Origin of the sequence: Methylopila turkensis (assembly GCF_027922325.1) — a bacterium.
Classification (GTDB): Bacteria; Pseudomonadota; Alphaproteobacteria; order Rhizobiales; family Methylopilaceae; genus Methylopila; species Methylopila turkensis.
The window spans coordinates 383,616-396,868 of the sequence record NZ_BSFL01000003.1 but is presented as its reverse complement, the minus strand read 5'-3'; the positions used below and the strand labels follow the sequence as shown (position 1 = coordinate 396,868).

General features: G+C 69.3%; 11 protein-coding genes. 3 read left to right on the top strand and 8 right to left on the bottom strand.

Annotation, left to right across the window (positions count from 1 at the left end; translation table 11 throughout):
- Window positions 1-9: 9 nt before the first annotated feature.
- The 4 genes from ilvN to PKE78_RS13085 form a co-directional block, all read right to left on the bottom strand.
- Complete coding sequence (gene ilvN, locus PKE78_RS13100) at window positions 10-564, bottom strand: acetolactate synthase small subunit (protein ID WP_271201348.1); 555 nt, start codon at window positions 562-564, stop codon at window positions 10-12.
- 175 nt (window positions 565-739) lie between these two features.
- Complete coding sequence (locus PKE78_RS13095) at window positions 740-2,503, bottom strand: acetolactate synthase 3 large subunit (protein WP_271201347.1); 1,764 nt, start codon at window positions 2,501-2,503, stop codon at window positions 740-742.
- A 277-nt stretch (window positions 2,504-2,780) separates the two neighbouring features.
- Window positions 2,781-3,833, bottom strand: coding sequence for a D-Ala-D-Ala carboxypeptidase family metallohydrolase (locus tag PKE78_RS13090; RefSeq protein WP_271201346.1), 1,053 nt, complete (start codon window positions 3,831-3,833; stop codon window positions 2,781-2,783).
- A 103-nt stretch (window positions 3,834-3,936) separates the two neighbouring features.
- The gene (locus PKE78_RS13085) at window positions 3,937-5,448 is read right to left on the bottom strand and encodes a GGDEF domain-containing protein (RefSeq protein WP_271201345.1); all 1,512 of its coding nucleotides are present in this window, start codon (window positions 5,446-5,448) and stop codon (window positions 3,937-3,939) included.
- A gap of 194 nt (window positions 5,449-5,642) precedes the next feature.
- On the opposite strand from PKE78_RS13085, the gene PKE78_RS13080 reads away from it, so the two are divergent.
- Both PKE78_RS13080 and PKE78_RS13075 read left to right on the top strand, forming a co-directional pair.
- Window positions 5,643-6,635, top strand: a complete 993-nt coding sequence (locus PKE78_RS13080) for a protein-methionine-sulfoxide reductase heme-binding subunit MsrQ (RefSeq protein WP_271201344.1) — start codon at window positions 5,643-5,645, stop codon at window positions 6,633-6,635.
- Window positions 6,636-6,669: 34 nt separating this feature from the next.
- Complete coding sequence (locus PKE78_RS13075) at window positions 6,670-8,007, top strand: aspartate aminotransferase type Ic (protein ID WP_271201343.1); 1,338 nt, start codon at window positions 6,670-6,672, stop codon at window positions 8,005-8,007.
- Window positions 8,008-8,010: 3 nt separating this feature from the next.
- On the opposite strand, the gene miaA is transcribed toward PKE78_RS13075, so the two are convergent.
- Window positions 8,011-8,922 (bottom strand): tRNA (adenosine(37)-N6)-dimethylallyltransferase MiaA, encoded by a 912-nt coding sequence (gene miaA / locus PKE78_RS13070; protein WP_271201342.1) that lies wholly within the window; start codon window positions 8,920-8,922, stop codon window positions 8,011-8,013.
- A gap of 111 nt (window positions 8,923-9,033) precedes the next feature.
- Between miaA and serB the strand changes: the two genes are divergently transcribed.
- Window positions 9,034-9,933 carry a phosphoserine phosphatase SerB gene (gene serB / locus PKE78_RS13065; RefSeq protein ID WP_271201341.1) on the top strand — a complete coding sequence of 300 codons (900 nt, stop codon included), beginning with the start codon at window positions 9,034-9,036 and terminating at the stop codon, window positions 9,931-9,933.
- 144 nt (window positions 9,934-10,077) lie between these two features.
- Here serB and PKE78_RS13060 read toward each other — a convergent pair whose 3' ends face one another.
- From PKE78_RS13060 to PKE78_RS13050, 3 genes are all read right to left on the bottom strand, one after another.
- A complete protein-coding gene (locus tag PKE78_RS13060; RefSeq protein WP_271201340.1) occupies window positions 10,078-11,580 on the bottom strand; it encodes a Do family serine endopeptidase in 1,503 nt (500 codons plus the stop codon).
- Between the two features lie 104 nt (window positions 11,581-11,684).
- Window positions 11,685-11,900 carry a DUF6898 family protein gene (locus tag PKE78_RS13055; protein WP_271201339.1) on the bottom strand — a complete coding sequence of 72 codons (216 nt, stop codon included), beginning with the start codon at window positions 11,898-11,900 and terminating at the stop codon, window positions 11,685-11,687.
- Window positions 11,901-11,928: 28 nt separating this feature from the next.
- Window positions 11,929-13,197, bottom strand: a complete 1,269-nt coding sequence (locus PKE78_RS13050) for a L,D-transpeptidase family protein (RefSeq protein ID WP_271201338.1) — start codon at window positions 13,195-13,197, stop codon at window positions 11,929-11,931.
- Window positions 13,198-13,253 lie beyond the last annotated feature (56 nt).

The window sequence follows — 13,253 nt, the reverse complement described above, 5'->3', positions numbered from 1 at the left end:
GGTGGGCCCTCAGGCCGCCATGCCTTCCGGACCGCGGCCGATGGCGGCGACGCCGGTGCGCGAGACCTCGACCAGGCCGAGCGGCCCCATCAGCACGATGAACTGGTCGAGCTTGTCGGGCTTGCCGGTGATCTCGAAGATGAAGCTCTCCGTCGTGGCGTCGATCACGCGCGCGCGGAACGCCTCGGCCAGCCGGAGCGCCTCGGCCCGCAGGTCGCCCTTGCCGCGCACCTTGATCAGCATGAGCTCGCGCTCCAGCGCCTTGCCGGTGAGCGTGAGGTCGACGACGTTGCGCACCGGCACCAGCCGGTCGAGCTGGCTCTTGATCTGCTCGACCACGCCGTCGGGACCGGTGGTCACGATCGTGATGCGGGAGAGGTGCCGCTCATGGCTGACCTCGGACACGGTCAGGCTGTCGATGTTGTAGCCGCGGCCGGAGAACAGGCCGATGACGCGGGCGAGCACGCCCGGCTCGTTGTCGACGATGATCGCGAGCGTGTGGCGGGCGAGCGGCGGATGCGCATCGTCCATGAAATAGGCGGAGCCGGTGGGCAGAGGCGGCATGAGATTATCCAGAGAGTGACCGTCCCACCGCCGTCATGCCCGTCTTCGGGCATCCACGACTTGGGCGTCGAGCAAAAAAGGGAAGTCGTGGATGCCCGAAGACGGGCATGACGGCGCGCTGGAGGCGCCGTCCCGGATCGGCCTGAGGGCCGTCCGGGATGACGCCTGCCCCAATTCACACCAGCATCTTGCCCTCTTCCGAGATCGCCTCGTCGATCTCGGCCTCGGCCGCGTCGCTGAGCAGCATCTCGTTGTGGGCGCGCCCCGAGGGAATCATCGGGAAGCAGTTCTCCATCTTGTCGACGATGCAGTCGACGACGACGAAGCCCGGCGTGTCGATCATCTTCGCGATCGCCTCGTCGAGGTCGTCCGGATTGTCGACGCGCACGCCCGTGCCGCCATAGGCCTCGGCGAGCTTCACGAAGTCCGGCAGCGCCTCCGAGTAAGAATTCGAGTAGCGCCCGCCGTGCAGCAGCTGCTGCCACTGGCGCACCATGCCCATGTACTCGTTGTTGAGGATGAACACCTTGACCGGCAGGTTGTACTGCAGGGCGGTCGAGAGCTCCTGCAGCATCATCTGGATCGAGGCTTCGCCCGCGATGTCAATGACGAGCGCGTCCGGATGCGCCTTCTGCACGCCGACCGCCGCCGGCAGGCCGTAGCCCATCGTCCCGAGGCCGCCGGAGGTCATCCAGCGGTTCGGCTCCTCGAAATGGTAGTACTGCGCCGCCCACATCTGATGCTGGCCGACCTCGGTCGTGATGTAGGTCTTGCGATCCTTGGTCAGCTCGTAGAGCCGCTCGACCGCGTGCTGCGGCTTGATCGTCGTGGTCGACGGCCGGTAGGCGAGGCTCTTGCGCGCGCGCCAGCGGTCGATCTGCGCCCACCACGTCTTCAGGCTCCCGGCGTCGATCGTCGACGCCGTCGCCTTCCAGATCCGCACCATGTCCTCGAGCACATGGGCCACGTCGCCGATGATCGGGACCTGGACCTTGACGTTCTTGTTGATCTGCGACGGATCGATGTCGATGTGGATCTTCTTCGAGTTCGGCGAGAACGCGTCGAGCCGCCCAGTGATGCGGTCGTCGAAGCGCGCGCCGACGCAGACCATCACGTCGCAGTCGTGCATGGCGTGGTTGGCCTCGAAGGTGCCGTGCATGCCGAGCATGCCGAGCCAGGCCGGGCCGGACGCCGGATAGGCGCCGAGGCCCATCAGGGTCGACGTCACCGGCGCGCCGGTGAGCTTCGCGAACTCGCGCAGCAGTTCGCTCGCCCGCGGGCCGGAATTGATGACGCCGCCGCCGGTGTAGAGGATCGGCCGCTTCGCCGAAGCGATCAGCTCGATCGCCTGCTTGATGCGGTCGATCTCGCCGTCGAGCTTCGGGTGGTAGCTCTTATGGTGCACGTTCTCCGGGCCGACATAGGTCCCGGTCGCGAACTGGACGTCCTTCGGGATGTCGACGACGACCGGCCCCGGCCGCCCGTGGGTGGCGACGTAGAACGCCTCGTGCAGCACCTGCGCGAGCTCGTTGACGTCCTTCACGAGGTAATTGTGCTTGGTGCAGGGCCGGGTGATGCCGACCGTGTCGCACTCCTGGAATGCGTCCGAGCCGATCAGATGGGTCGGGACCTGGCCGGTGATGCAAACCAGCGGGATCGAGTCCATCAGCGCGTCGGTCAGGCCCGTCACGGCGTTGGTCGCGCCGGGTCCGGAGGTGACGAGCACGAGGCCCGGCTTGCCGGTCGAGCGGGCGTAGCCTTCCGCCGCATGCGCCGCGCCCTGCTCGTGGCGGACGAGCACGTGCTCCACCTTCTCCTGCTGGAACAGCGCGTCGTAGATCGGAAGCACGGCGCCGCCGGGATAGCCGAAGATGTGCTCGACGCCCTGGTCCTGCAGCGCGCGGACGACCATCTCCGCTCCGGTCATCGTCTCGGTCATGGCGTTTGTCCTTTCGCCGTCTCGACCCTGAACCCGTTCGGCGCCTCGTTGGACGCCGGGCAACAAAAAAGGGCCCGCTAGGGAGCCCTTGGCTTAGGCGTCATCGCTCGGAAGCGGCCCTACGCGGCCCGCTCCTGGGATGACGCCCTGCTTACGAGAATGAGATTGCGCGCCACGTGGCCGCTCCAGCCGTAAAGTTGCGCGGACGCTACGCCCAAGCCGCGGCGGCGTCAAGCGGCCAAAAGGTCCGCTTCGCCGCCGCCCGCAAACGCGTCCGTCAGCCGTTCCAGTCGGCGTCGGACCCGCGCGTGTCCACGTGGACGAAAGTGGAATACGTGCCGATCCCGCCGCTGAACAGGCCGGCGGAACGCATCTCCCGCAACGCCGCCGCCCAGTGCGCCGGACCGAACGGCGAGCCGACCACGGCGAAATCGACGGCGTTGAAGCGCAGATGCGAGCTGTCGGCCGCGCCGCCGATCGCCTTGTTGTAGGCCTTCGAGCGGTAGACGCTCGACAGCGTGATCGGCCGCCCGAGGCGTTCCCGCAGTTCGTCCAGCACCCGCGCGGTCTTGTCGATGTGGCCGTACAGCGCCGCCGGCGGATCGGTGTTCAATCCGTAAGCCGCGCTCTTCGGATTGCCGTGCGACGCGCCCTTCACGCGGAACTCGTACGCCTTGAAATGCTTCAGGCCGAGGGCCGCGATATGGGCGTCGAGACCGCCCGCCGCGACCGCCGTGACGCCGGCGGCGGAATAGCCAGCCGCCTTCAGCGCGGCCTCGAAGGCGAGCGCCATGCCCCCGATCGTCTGGGCCTTGTCCGTGCCGTTGATGATCCTTCTGGCCCTGACGTACTCGGCGAGGTCGGCGCTGTCCGGCTCGTCGATCTCGTCGATGTAGTCGTCGAGCGCCTTTCCTGTGAACCAGCCCTCATCCATCCCATCGAACAGGATGTCGAGCGCGTGGGCCGCCGTCATCACTTGGTCCGGGTCGGCGACGAAATCGACGCCAAGTTTCTCGCCGGCGTGGCGGTAGTTGGCTTTCCACGTCAGCTGGACGTAGCCGCGCCCGTAATAGGGGTAGTAGTGCAGGTTCTTCTTCCGCCAGGCTTCGGCCTTGGCGAAGTCGTTCGGCGCGACGAAGAACGCCTCGCGCACCGGTTGCATCGTGCGCGCGGTCTCCCACCAGACCGTCGCGAGGATGTAGGCGAGACGGTTGACCTGCGTCCCTCTCTGCGCCGCCTCGCCCAGAATGGTTCTGAAACCGTTTTCGGCCTCGCCGGAGACCGCGCCAAGCCGCGCCCGCGCCTCGGCGATGAATGCGTCGATCTGCATCGTCCTGCTCCCCCGCGGCGCGCATAGCGACGCGCAGGAGGAGAATGCACCTATCACGAGCAATTAGTAGATTGTACATCTACTGGTAGGCGCGCGCAGCGCCTCAGTCGAGGAACACCGTCTCCATCGCCACCTCCGCGTCCTCCGGCCGCCACATCGCGGCGCTGGGACGATCGCCCTTCAGCTCCATCGAGGCGAAGCGCCAGCCGTTGCGGCCGGCGGCCTTGGCCTTGTAGAGCGCCTCGTCGGCGAGCAGCATGAGCCGCTGAGGATCGGTCGCGTTGTCCGGCGCGAGCACGCCGCCGACCGTCACGCTCGGCCGCAAAGCGACGCCTCCGATCTCGCAGGTCTGGTTCACCGTCTCCACCAGACGTTTCGCGAGCCGCATGGCGTCGTCCACGCTCGGCACGGGCGCAAGCGCCGCAAACTCGTCGCCGCCGAGACGGGCCACCACGTCGGTCGCGCGCAGCGAGGAGCGCAGCCGTTCGGCGACTTTCACAAGCAGTTCGTCGCCGCTCGCATGCCCGAACGTGTCGTTGATCGACTTGAAGTGGTCGAGGTCGATCAGCATCAGCAGAAAGCGGGCGTGCCCGGAACCCGCCCGGCGCGCCTGGAGCTCGAGATGCTCGGTGAACCCGACGCGATTGATCAGGCCCGTCAGGCCGTCGTGGTTGGCGCGATAGGCGAACAGCCGCCGCAAGCGCTGCTGCTCGTAGACGACGGTCGCGACGACGATGCTTGGGGCCGTCAGCAGCGCCACCTTGACGTAGCGGAGCGCTTCGACGACCGCGGGATCGGCGGCGTCGATCAGCAGGCCTCGTCCCGTGCCGAACTTGAGCTCGACGACGGCGAAGGCGAAGGCGGCGACGGTGGTGGCGAACAGGCCGAGACGCAGCGCGAACCAGAGGAGCGCGATGGAGCCGGCGAGCACCGCCTCGAGCGCGCCGCCGTCGAGAGAGAACCAGATCAGCGCGGCGGCGAGCGCGACGGCGCTCAGGTGTTCGATCGAGCCGGGCCGCTTCTCCTCGGTGTGGCCGCTCTCCGGCGTCGTCGGCAGGCAGCCGCGTCCCTGGGTCAAGACGATCGCGAGCATCAGCGCCATCGACAGGATGTCGACCAGCGGCCCGACGATCAGCGGCGACGGCGAGAGCGCGCCCTCAAGGCTCAAGCGAACGACGTCGAGGACGAACCCGGGCGCGGCGCTTGCGACCGCCACCGCCACCAATGTCCCCATGAGATAGATCGGCGAGCGGATCAGGCCGCGCGTCCGGGCGGCCCGGAACAGCAGCAGCGCGAAGGCCACATGGGCGATGCTGCGCGCGCCGTCCCAGAACACCGTCTCCAGCGGATCTCCGAAGAGAAACCCGAACATGAGGTGGGCTGCGGCGAAACGGGCGAAGTCGGCGGACTCGATCGAGCCGCCCATCCGGATCAGCACGCCGACCGCGACGGGCGCCGCGAGCGCCAGCATCGGCTGGCCGGACGCCCCCTCGCCCATGACCCGCCCGGCGATGAGCGCGATGGCGTAGCACAGCGTGAGGGTGAGATTGCGGTTGCGGCGGAAAGCGCGAAGTCGCCCCGCGGCGTACTCGTAAACGACGTTTCCAGCGGACATGCATGCGGACTCAACGGTTACCCTGAGCCTTTCGTAGCAGCAGCCCCTCTAAGTCCACGTTTGCGCTGGCATACAAATTTGAACGAATTCTTGCGCGAACCCGCAGCGAGCCAACCGCCTGTGACGCGCGCACGTAAGATTTCCGCGGCGCCGCGCGTAACAGCGTGAAGCCTCGAAGGACGATGGACGGAGCCATGCCGCTTTTCTCCGACCGCTCAGGTCGATTCTCGCCATTGCTGACGCTGACGCTGGTCGGGCTCGTCCTGCCCGCGGCGTGGCTCGCGATGCGGGCCGCGAACGGCGACTTCTCGGGCCCGGCCCCCGCGCCCTTCGGACTGCCGCCGGGATTCGCGCCTCAAGGCGAGACGCCGTTCGGTCCGGCCGCCGGCGCCGCCTCGGCCTTCGCCGGGCCGGGGGGCGAGGCGGCCCGGCCGATCTATGACGCCATCCACCTGACCGGCGACTGGGCGGTCCGATTCCTTATGTTGTCGCTCGCGATCACGCCGTTCCGGCGGCTCTGGCACTGGCCGCGCCTGCACCTCGTCCGCCGGCGGATCGGGCTCGCCGCCCTCGCCTACGCCGCCCTTCATCTCGGGCTCTATGTCGCCGACCAGCAGTTCGACGTGGCTCGGGTCGCGGGCGAGATCGCGCTGCGCGTCTATCTCGCGATCGGCTTCGTTGCGCTGATGGGCCTTGTCGCGCTCGGCGCCACATCGACCGACGCCGCCGTGCGCCGCATGGGCGCGAAACGCTGGGGCCGCCTCCACAAGCTCGCCTATGCGATCGCTGGCCTCGGCGTGCTGCATTTCGCGATGCAGTCCAAGCTCGACGTCGGCGAACCTATGCTGATGTGGGGCCTGTTCGTCTGGGCGATGGGCTGGCGCTGGCTGCAGGCGCGCTCCAGCGAAAGCGCGGTCGACTGGCGCTGGCTGCTTGGCCTCGCCCTCACGGCGACGCTCGCGACCGCCGCGTCGGAGGCGCTGTGGTACGGGCTCGCGACGGGGGTGAACCCGTGGCGCGTGCTCGCGGCGAACCTCATGCCGGCGTATGGCGTGCGCCCGGCCGGCTGGGTTCTGCTGTTCGGGCTCGCCGCGACGCTGTCGAGCCTGATCGGCGCCCGCCGCCGCGGCCCGGACCGGCCGCGCGCGCCGTCGCTGACGCCGGTCGCGAAGGGCGGGCGCGCATAGTTCCTTCGTCTGGCGCGGCGCGCGTGACGGGCGTATGAAGCCCCACGAACGCTTCGCCTGCCGCACAGGACTTCGTGACGCCGTGATCGCCGATCTCTCCGCCGCCGACCTCGACAGCCTTCTCGCCCGCGCCCGCGCCGACTACGACGCCTTCCGCGCCAAAGGGCTCAAGCTCGACATGACCCGCGGCAAGCCCGCGCCCGAGCAGCTCGATCTCGCGGAAGGCATGCTCGCGCTGCCCGGCAACCGCGACCACCTGTCGGAAGCCGGCGAGGACGCGCGGAACTATGGCGGCCTGCAGGGCCTCGCCGAAACCCGGGCGCTGTTCGCCCGCACGCTGGGCGCGAGCCCCGACCGGATCGTCGTCGGCGACAACTCCAGCCTCGCGCTGATGCACGACAGCCTCGTCTACGCCCTGCTGAAGGGCGTCCCGGGCTCCGCGAAGCCGTGGGGCCGCGAGCCCGACGTCGCGTTCCTCTGCCCGACGCCCGGCTACGACCGCCACTTCGCGATCTGCGAGGAGTACGGCGTGCGCATGATCCCCGTGCCGCTGACCGGCGACGGTCCGGACATGGACAAGGTCGAGGAGCTCGTCCGCGATCCGGCCGTGAAGGGCATGTGGAACGTCCCGAAATACGCCAACCCGTCGGGCGACGTCTATTCCGACGAGACGATCCGCCGGCTCGCCCGCATGACGACGGCCGCGCCGGACTTCCGGCTGTTCTGGGACAACGCCTATGTCCTGCACCACCTGACCGACGACGGGCGCGAGATTCTGAATGTGCTCGACGCCTGCGCCGAGGCCGGCCATCCCGACCGCGCCTTCGTGTTCGCCTCGACCTCCAAGATGACGCTCGCCGGCGCCGGCCTCGCCTTTTTCGCGTCGTCGCCGGCCAATGTGGCGTGGCTGCTCGCGAGCGCCTCGAAGCGCACGATCGGGCCGGACAAGCTCAACCAGCTCCGCCATGTCCGCTTCCTCAAGGACCATGACGGCCTCGTCGCCCACATGGCGAAGCACAAGGCCCTGCTCGCGCCGAAGTTCGCGGCGGTGGACGAGGCGCTGGAGGCGCGCCTCGCCGGAACCGGCGCCGCGCGGTGGACGAAGCCCGAAGGCGGCTACTTCATCAGCGTCGACGTGGTTGAAGGGACCGCCTCGCGCGTCGTGCAGCTCGCGAAGGACGCCGGGCTGCTGCTCACAGGCGCCGGCGCGACCTGGCCGAAGGGCAAGGATCCGCGCGACCAGAACCTGCGGCTCGCGCCATCGTTCCCTTCGCTTTCGGACGTGAAGGCGGCCTCCGAGGGCATCGCGATCTGCATCCTGCTCGCGGCCGCCGAAGCCGAAAGCGCGAAGCGCAAGGACGCCGCGGCGTAAAGCTCAAATCCTGCCGCGGCGCTCGATCTCGTCCGTCGCGAGGCCGAGCGCATCGTCAGGCGCCGCATGCAGCCAGTCCGGCATGCGGTTGCGGAACCAGGTCGACTGGCGCTTGGCGTAGCGGCGCGTGTCGACCCGGGTCCGCTCCACCGCGTCGTCGCGCGCGATCTCGCCGCGGCGCCACGCGGCGAGCGCCTCGACGCCGAGCGCCTTCATCACCGGGGCCGCGCGCGGCAGCCCGCGCGCCACGAGCCGTTCCGCCTCCTCCGCCGCGCCGTCCTCGATCATTCCCGCAAGGCGCGTCGCGATCCGCACGTCCAGCGCCTTGCGGTCGGGCGCGAGCACAATCCGGAGCGCCGCGTCGGGCGCAAGCAGGGGCGCAGCCGCATCGTCCTGCCAATCCTTCAGCGAACGGCCGGTGCTCTCGATCACCTCGAGCGCGCGCATCAGCCGCTGCGGGTCGGACGGCCTCAGCCGCGCCGCCATGTCGGGATCGCGACGGGCGAGTTCGGCGTGGAGGTCGACGTCCGGCCCCGCCGCGCGCCAGCGCTCCCGCACCTCCGGCGCGATCTCGGGCACCGCGGACAGCCCGCGGGTCAGCGCGTCGAAATAGAGCCCCGTGCCGCCCACGACGATCGGCAGGCGTTCCCCATCCAAAACGCCTGCGACGTCGTCGAGCCAGCGGCCGACGGCGTAAGGCGCGGCGCCGTCCACATGGCCGTAGAGCGCGTGGGGAGCGCGCGCGAGATCGGCGTCCGGCGGGCGGGCGGTGAGCGTGCGGAGATCGGCGTAGACCTGCAGCGCGTCGGCGTTGACCACCACGCCGCCGAGCCGCTCGGCGAGCGCCAGCGCCAGCCCTGATTTGCCCGAGGCGGTGGGGCCCGCGATCAGAATGGCCGAGACCGGCTGCGTCATCGAACTCGTTTCCCGTCCCCAGGCTGTCGGCGCATTTCCCCGCGGCGCGGCGGGCCGTTATAGACAGCTCAGTCGCCGACGCCATCCCCGCTCGCCCCCGCCGGAGCGCCCATGCCCGCCCTCGCCGCCGTCCTGATCGCGAACCCGAACGAGCCGGCGGTGGACGCCGCGCTGGTGATGAAGGCCGCCCAGGTGGTGCAGGGCGCCGAGGTGCGGATGCTCGACGGCGGCGTCGCGGCGGAGTTCGTTCTCGACAGCGACCTCGCCCCCTCGACGCTCCGCCGCCGCCTGCAGCTGGCCATCGGCTCCGCGCCGGTCGACGTCTGCGTCGTGCCGGCGGAGGGACGCCGCAAGACGCTGCTGATCGCCGACATGGACTCGACCATTATCGGCCAGGAATGCATCGACGAGCTCGCGGACAGGGTCGGGCTCAAGGACCAGGTCGCCGGCGTCACCGAACGCGCCATGCGCGGCGAGATCGCGTTCGAGCCGGCTCTGCGCGAGCGGGTCGCGCTGCTGAAGGGGCTTCCGGCCGCCGACACGATCGCGGCGGTGCTGGACGAGCGCATCACGCTGACCCCCGGCGCCCGCGCGCTCGTCGCCACCATGCGCGCGAACGGCGCCTACGCCGCCCTCGTCTCCGGCGGCTTCACGGCCTTCACCGAAGAGGTCGCCGCGCGGCTCGGCTTCGACGAGAACCGCGCCAACGTGCTCGAGATCGACGGCGCGGGGCTCCTGACCGGGCTCGTGACCGAGCCGATCCTCGGCCGCGAGGCGAAGCTTGCGGCGCTCAACGAACTGATCGCCGCGAAGGGGCTCGACCGCTCCGAGACGCTCGCCGTCGGCGACGGCGCCAACGACCTCGCCATGCTGCAGGCGGCAGGGCTCGGGGTCGCCTACCACGCCAAGCCCGCCGTGGCGGAAGCCGCCCACGTACGGATCGATCACGGCGACCTGTCCGCCCTGCTCTACCTGCAGGGTTACTCGGCGGACGAGATCGAAGCCGGCTGAACACAAAAGCGGCTCACGAACGCCGCCGAACACGGCCTCGACCTCAACGTGGTGGCGCAGGACTGATGAAACGCGTGAGAAAGAGCTAAGCCGGCTCAACGACGCCGTCTGGCTTCAAGACGGCGTCGTTCCGAGAGGCGAGGCTCAGTCGAGCGAGACCGCCACGAAGCGCACGTCGCCGGCCTTGTTGGACAGCAACAGCAGCGCGGTCTTCTTGCCGTCCTTCTTCAGCGCCTCGATCCGCTTCGAGACATCGGCCGGCGTCTCTACCGCCTCCTGCGCAACCTCGACCAGGATGTCGCCGGGCTGGATCTGCTTCTCCTGCGCCTTCGAGCCCTCCGCGACATCCGTGATCACGACGCCCTTGGCGTCCGGCTTGAGGCCGAAGCGTCCCTTGAGGTCGTCGGTCACCGCCGAGAAGGTCAGCCCGAGCGCTTGAACGGTCTTGGGCGCCTCTTCCGGCCCGCCGGGCTTCAGCGCCGCCGGCTTGGCGTCGGCGGCCTCCTCGAGGCGGCCGACCTTGAGCTTCTTGGTCTCTTCCTTGCCCTTGCGCAGCACCACCACGTCGACGTCGCGGTCGATCGGCGTGTCGGCGACGATCCGCGGCAGGTCGCGCACGTCCTTCACCGTCTTGCCGTCGAACTTCAGCACCACGTCGCCGGCCTCGATCCCGCCCTTGTCGGCCGGGCCTTCGTCGTTCACGCCGGCGATGAGCGCGCCCTTGTTCGGACCCTTCACGCCGAGGCTTTCGGCGATCTCGTCGGTGACCTCCTGGATGCGCACCCCGATCCAGCCGCGCCGCGTCTCGCCGAACTGGAGCAGCTGGTCGACGACCGGCTGCGCGGTGGTGGAGGGAACCGAGAAGCCGATGCCGATCGAACCGCCCGAGGGCGAGATGATCGCGGTGTTGATGCCCACGACCTCGCCGGCCGTGTTGAACAGCGGGCCGCCGGAATTGCCGCGGTTGATGGCGGCGTCGGTCTGGATAAAATTGTCGTAGGGGCCGGAGTTGATGTTGCGGTTGCGGGCGGAGACGATGCCGGCCGAGACCGAACCGCCGAGACCGAACGGGTTGCCGATCGCGAGCACCCAGTCGCCGACCCGCAAAGCGGTCGCGTCGCCGAACTTCACCGCCTTGAGCGGCTTCGGCGGCTTGACCCGCAGCACGGCGATGTCGGTCTTCGTGTCCTTGCCCACGAGTTCGGCGACGAGCTTCGAGCCGTCGTTGAAGTTCACGGTGATCTCGTCCGCGCCGTCGATGACGTGGTTGTTGGTGATCACGATCCCGGACGGGTCCACCACGAAGCCGGAGCCGAGCGAGCTCTGCTTGCGCTGGCGCTGCTGGGGGGCGCCGCCGCCGCCGCGCTTGTTGAAGAACTCGTCGAAGAACTCCTCGAACGGCGAGCCCTCCGGCACGTCCGGCTTCGGCACCGCCTTTTCCTGTGCGGCCGGCGCGTTCTGCGACGTGGAGATGTTGACCACCGCGTCGAGCAGCCCCTCGGCGAGATCGGCGAAGCTTTCGGGCGCGGCGCGAGCCGCCGCCGGGGCGACGGCGAGCGGCGCGAACGCGACGGTCGCCGCAAGCGCCAACGCCAGCGCGCGCCGCGCGCCGCTCGCGATCTGAGGACGGGCGGTGGTTTGGCTCATGAAAGCTCCTCGATCATCAGTCGGCGCGGCGACCCGCAGCGGGCGCGTTAATCTACACGACAGCGATACGGCGAAAAAAGGATGGCGGACGTCGCGAACCCGCCTCACGAACGCTCCAGCCGAGCGCGCAGCTTCCTGAGCGCGAGCGTCTTCAGGTGCGTCTCCGCGGCGTTCGCAGGGCCTGTCACCACCACTTCGACGCCGGTCGCGGCGTCGATCGCTGCGCAGCGGGCGGCGGCGCCGATGATCGTGATCTCGAAAAGGGTCTCGCCGGATGCGGCGACGGCCGCCTGCGGGGGGCGCGGGCGGCCGTCTGTCATCGGTCGAGGCTCCGGGGCGAAGGGCGCGTCAGCGCGCCATCGCCAGTTCGCCGGTGCCGTCGAGCCCGTAGATGTCCTCGCGGAACTGCACCAGACCGTCGGCGCCGCCCCAGCCCGAGATGTAGCGCCAGTAGACCGGCACATAGGGCGTGAGGTTGATGTCGATGCGCTCACCCGACTTGATCGCCGCGTCGATCGCGCGGCGGTCCCAGCCGGCCTGGTTCTTGGCGAGCCAGCCGACCAGCTCCTTGACGTTCTGGATGCGCACGCAGCCGGAGGAATGGAACCGGGCGTTTTCGCCGAACAGGTTCTTCGACGGCGTGTCGTGCATGTACACGCCATCCTTGTTCGGCATGTTGATGCGCACGACGCCCATGGAGTTGTCGTCGCCCGGATCCTGCCGGTACATGTACCGGGTCGCGTCCATCGTGTTCCAGTCGATGGCGGTCGGCGGCACCTCCTCGCCCGACGGCGAGATGATGCGAATCTTCTTCTTCGTCAGGTACTGCGGGTCCTTCTGCATCATCGGGATGAGATCTTTCCGGATGATGGAGGCGGGCACGGTCCAGAACGGGTTGAAGTTCACCTGCTGGATCTTGGCGTCGAGCACCGGCGAGGCGCGATCGACCTTGCCGACGACCGCGGTGTAGCGCGCGGCGACCTGGCCGTTCTCGACCGCCTCGATCTCGGCCGCCGGGATGTTGCAGAGCACGTAGCGCTCGCCGAGATTGCCGCCGGCCATGGTGCGGATGCGCACGAGATTGGTCTCGAGCTGCCGCAGCCGGGTCTCGGCCGGAATGTTGAGCGACTGCATGGTGTCGTCGCCGACCACGCCGACCGGGATCAGGCCATGGCGGGCCTGGAAGCGCTTCACCGCGCCCTCGACATAAGAGTCGAACACCGGCGACATGCCGAGATTGGGATCGAGGTCGTTGGTGGCCGCGAGGCGCTGGCGCAGGGCGACCACGCGCTCGCCGCGCGAGCCGAGCTTGAGCCGCTCGCCGCCGGGCACGCGGCTCCAGCCGCCGCGCGACACGAGGGACGCGTAGTCCTGGATCGCAAGTTCGGTCTGCTGGACCGTCTCGGGCGACAGCGTCGGCGTGCGCGATGCGGATGTGCGGGTGACGCGGGACGAGGAGGCGTCGAAACGGTCCTTCCACTCGGCCTGGCTGTCGAAGGACAGCATCATCTCCTGAGCGGAGGCCGCGGTTGCGAGCGCGCCCGCAGCCGCGCCGAAGCCGAGACGCATCGCGCCGCGGCGCGTCATCATGCCGAAGTTCATGGACCGTTCCGTCACGATCGTCAGCTCCCACACCGTAAAGGAGGCGCGCTCTGCGCGTCATGGACGCGGCG

Bases quoted from the DNA above. Each gene is read 5' to 3' on its own strand.
- PKE78_RS13085 (WP_271201345.1), bottom strand. From the start codon at position 5,448: ATGTCCGCTGGAAACGTCGTTTACGAGTACGCCGCGGGGCGACTTCGC.
- miaA (WP_271201342.1), bottom strand. From the start codon at position 8,922: ATGACGCAGCCGGTCTCGGCCATTCTGATCGCGGGCCCCACCGCCTCG.
- serB (WP_271201341.1), top strand. From the start codon at position 9,034: ATGCCCGCCCTCGCCGCCGTCCTGATCGCGAACCCGAACGAGCCGGCG.
- ilvN (WP_271201348.1), bottom strand. From the start codon at position 564: ATGCCGCCTCTGCCCACCGGCTCCGCCTATTTCATGGACGATGCGCAT.
- PKE78_RS13095 (WP_271201347.1), bottom strand. From the start codon at position 2,503: ATGACCGAGACGATGACCGGAGCGGAGATGGTCGTCCGCGCGCTGCAG.
- PKE78_RS13075 (WP_271201343.1), top strand. From the start codon at position 6,670: ATGAAGCCCCACGAACGCTTCGCCTGCCGCACAGGACTTCGTGACGCC.
- PKE78_RS13060 (WP_271201340.1), bottom strand. From the start codon at position 11,580: ATGAGCCAAACCACCGCCCGTCCTCAGATCGCGAGCGGCGCGCGGCGC.
- PKE78_RS13090 (WP_271201346.1), bottom strand. From the start codon at position 3,833: ATGCAGATCGACGCATTCATCGCCGAGGCGCGGGCGCGGCTTGGCGCG.
- PKE78_RS13055 (WP_271201339.1), bottom strand. From the start codon at position 11,900: ATGACAGACGGCCGCCCGCGCCCCCCGCAGGCGGCCGTCGCCGCATCC.
- PKE78_RS13080 (WP_271201344.1), top strand. From the start codon at position 5,643: ATGCCGCTTTTCTCCGACCGCTCAGGTCGATTCTCGCCATTGCTGACG.